The organism is Rhodococcus sp. BS-15, assembly GCF_000813105.1.
Lineage (GTDB): Bacteria > Actinomycetota > Actinomycetes > Mycobacteriales > Mycobacteriaceae > Rhodococcoides.
Genome location: NZ_BAOX01000420.1, coordinates 1 through 3,113 on the forward strand (window position 1 = coordinate 1; position 3,113 = coordinate 3,113).

Sequence of the window (3,113 nt, forward strand, 5' to 3'; positions counted from 1 at the left end):
CCCGGCCGCCGAGCGGGTGGGCGGCGACGCCACGACCCGGCGGCGCTGCAACCACCCCTACCGGACCTGTTAGACGTCTATCGAGGCCGAGACCTGGTTGTCAAGTGTGCGCCCGGTCTGGATTTCGACGCTGTCGACTGGGCCGGCGAGATCGAGGTGGTCTCGCTCGACGGGGGAGTGCGAGAAGCGTGCCTCTGGTCGGAAGGTTTGAGCGAGAACGGTGTTCGGCGTCGGGCGGCTGTTCTTCGATCCGACGGCAGCGTTATGGAATTCACCGATGCAGAATCCGACGACATTCCGGTTCGGCCGCCGGGGCGCTATATCGTCGATCCAGACGGGGCGGTGGTCAGGGCCGGTCTGGTTCGGCATTACGGTGCCAGATTCGGTCTGTGGCAACTCGATCCGAGAATCGCGTATCTGACCGGCGACACGGTCCCTGCCGGGGTGCGCGGCTTTCGGATTCTGGAGCAGTCCAAGTTCTCCGAGAAAGTGCTTCGGCAACAACTGAATCGGATGGACTGCGGTTCGGTGGAAATTCTCGTCCGCGGAGTCGACGTGGATCCGGCGATACTGCGGCCCAGGCTCAAACTTCGCGGATCCGTGGCACTGTCGGTGGTGATCGCCCGAGTCGACCGGTCCGCGGTGGCGTTCGTCTGCGCTCCAGGATCTATCGGTCAGCCCGTGTAGGTGAAGATCTCGCCGAGGTAGCTTGCGGTGACGACCTGACCGTCCGGGCCGATCGACGTGCCGACGGTGGTGCCGACGACGTCGGGAACCGGCTGTACATCCACCGTCTCACCGGTCGCTGCGTCGAACGTGAGCAGCGCCAGTCCGTCGTCCTCACGAACGACGGTATGGCCGCGTCCGTCTGCGGATTGGGCTGCGCTGCCTGCCTGTTCGAGGTCGTCGCGGACCCAGACTCGCTCGGCCGAATCACCGTTGTCGCGCAGGCCGACGAGGGTGCCGTCGCCGCCCGTCGGCACGATCGTGCCGTCCGAGGAAATCGAGGGACTGGCACCGATTCCGAGCCCGGTGCCCTCGGTCCACTTCTGTCGCCCGTCGGCGGTGTCGAACGCGGTCAGCCTGCCGTCGACATCGGCCAGGTAGACCGTCGACCCGTCCTCGGACAGCACCGGACTCGACGCGACACCGGCGGGCAGCAGGTCCGAGGACCAACGTTCGACGAGACCGGGAGAACCGTCTCGGTTGTACTGCAGGGAAACGAGCTGCGGCGCAATCGAACCGGGACGCCACAGCGTCAAGTAGATCGTTCCGGTCGCACTGTCGACCGCGGGCGCCGCGGGCACGGGGCATTCGGATCCGCCCGAGCTGCACTGGGCGAGTCCGGTGTCGACCGGCAGGAAGTCGGTATTCGGGTCGGTGAAGAAATTCGGCGTCGGAACCAGATCCAGAATCGGTACTCGAAGTTGCCCGTTCTGCGAATCCAGAACGCTGACCTGCCCCATCTGGGTGATCGAGAGCACGCTGCCGTCCCCGAGGAACTGCGCGGACTTGGGCACTCCGTACACCGGTGTGCGCCACCGCAGTTGGCCGTGGTCGTTGTACGAGTTCAGGCCGCCGTCGTCGCCGATGTAGACGTTGATCGCCGAATCGACGGTCGGCGTTGCAGTGACGACGGAGGGCCCGACGCGATTGCACCAGCGTTTGCGTGCGGAGTCGATCTCGAACGAGAAGAGGTTGCAGCCGGATTCGGTGGCGGCAGTGACGAACATCTGACCGGTCGACCCGATGGACACCGGGGAGGTCACCGTGCCGCCGGTGGGGCGCGTCCAGTCCAAGGACAGAGGAGTCGACACCGACACTGCGGTGGCGCCGCTGTTGTGGGAGTTCGCGTGCGCTGCAGGCCATGAATCGGGAGAGAGGGGTTCTATGGCCGGCCTGTCGGTGCCACAACCGCTCACGGTCACCAGCGCCAGCGCTGCTGCGAGCGCAGTGACCCTTCTGCCGGTCCTGCCCTTGGCCCTGACGCCGCGCATCGATCGCTCCCCATGACTCGAGTCCGTGCCCGACATGGTGCCGGGGCGTCTGTGTTCGTTCTGCCGACGAGCAACAGTCGACAGGCAACCCTAGCCCGCGCAAGGGTGGCGGCAGAGAGCGGGCGAACGAGAAACTAGGGTGAACGTCCATGACGAGTATGTGGAACGCGCCGCTGCGGACACGCTGGCGCGGGTCGAGACGACGCGACACCGAACAGGCGCGGTTCCTCACGCGCGCGTCCCTCGACTGGGTTCTCGCCAACAAGGCGTACACGCCGTGGTACCTGGTCCGCTACTACCGCCTCGCGAAGTTCAAGCTGGCCAATCCGCACGTGATCCTCAAGGGCATGGTGTTTCTCGGCAAGAACGTCGAGATTCATTCCACTCCCGAGCTCTCGCGCCTCGAGATCGGACGCTGGGTACACATCGGCGACGGCAATGCCATTCGCTGCCACGAAGGTTCGCTGCGGATCGGCGACAAGGTGGTGTTCGGCAAGGACAACGTCGTCAACACCTACCTCGACATCGAGATCGGCGCGTCGACGCTGGTGGCCGACTGGTGCTACATCTGCGACTTCGATCATCGGATGGACGATGTGAACATGCCGATCAAGGATCAGGGAATCGTGAAGGGACCCGTGAGAATCGGTCCGGACACGTGGATCGCGGCCAAGGTGACGATCCTGCGCGAGACCCGCATCGGCCGGGGCTGCGTGCTCGGGGCCCACGCCGTGGTCAAGGGTGAGATCCCGGACTACAGCATCGCGGTCGGTGCCCCGGCCAAGGTCGTCCGCAATCGCAAGGTCGCCTGGGAGGCCGGTGCCGGCGAGCGCGCGAAATACATTGCTGCGCTGGAGGACATCGCCCGCAAGAAGGCTCTCGGACAGGCCGAGGCGGCGCGGGAGGACTGACCCTACTGTTCTCAGGTACGGCCGGGAAGCGCGCGCTCGACGATGTGCGGGCGCGCCAGCGGATGCCGAACTTTGCGTTTGGCTTCCAGATAGACCTGCGCAGTCGATTCGGCGACGTGTTTCCAGTCGAAATCCACGGTGAGGCGCTCGCGGGCGGCCACGGCCCGTTCCTGCGCGGCGTCCGCGTTGTCGAGAACACGCCGCA

General features: G+C 65.6%; 2 protein-coding genes and 2 pseudogenes. 2 read left to right on the plus strand and 2 right to left on the minus strand.

Going from position 1 to position 3,113, the window contains the following annotated elements:
• Positions 1-687 (plus strand): annotated as a pseudogene (locus RHBS_RS26105) (class I SAM-dependent methyltransferase); the annotation flags it as partial.
• Here the strand turns inward: RHBS_RS26105 and RHBS_RS26110 are convergent.
• Positions 675-1,997 carry a PQQ-binding-like beta-propeller repeat protein gene (locus tag RHBS_RS26110; RefSeq protein ID WP_121870214.1) on the minus strand — a complete coding sequence of 441 codons (1,323 nt, stop codon included), beginning with the start codon at positions 1,995-1,997 and terminating at the stop codon, positions 675-677. The pseudogene RHBS_RS26105 and the gene RHBS_RS26110 overlap by 13 nt on opposite strands.
• Before the next feature lie 149 nt (positions 1,998-2,146).
• On the opposite strand from RHBS_RS26110, the gene RHBS_RS26115 reads away from it, so the two are divergent.
• Positions 2,147-2,908 carry an acyltransferase gene (locus tag RHBS_RS26115; protein ID WP_121870213.1) on the plus strand — a complete coding sequence of 254 codons (762 nt, stop codon included), beginning with the start codon at positions 2,147-2,149 and terminating at the stop codon, positions 2,906-2,908.
• An 11-nt stretch (positions 2,909-2,919) separates the two neighbouring features.
• Here the strand turns inward: RHBS_RS26115 and RHBS_RS26120 are convergent.
• Positions 2,920-3,113 (minus strand): annotated as a pseudogene (locus RHBS_RS26120) (glycogen synthase); the annotation flags it as partial.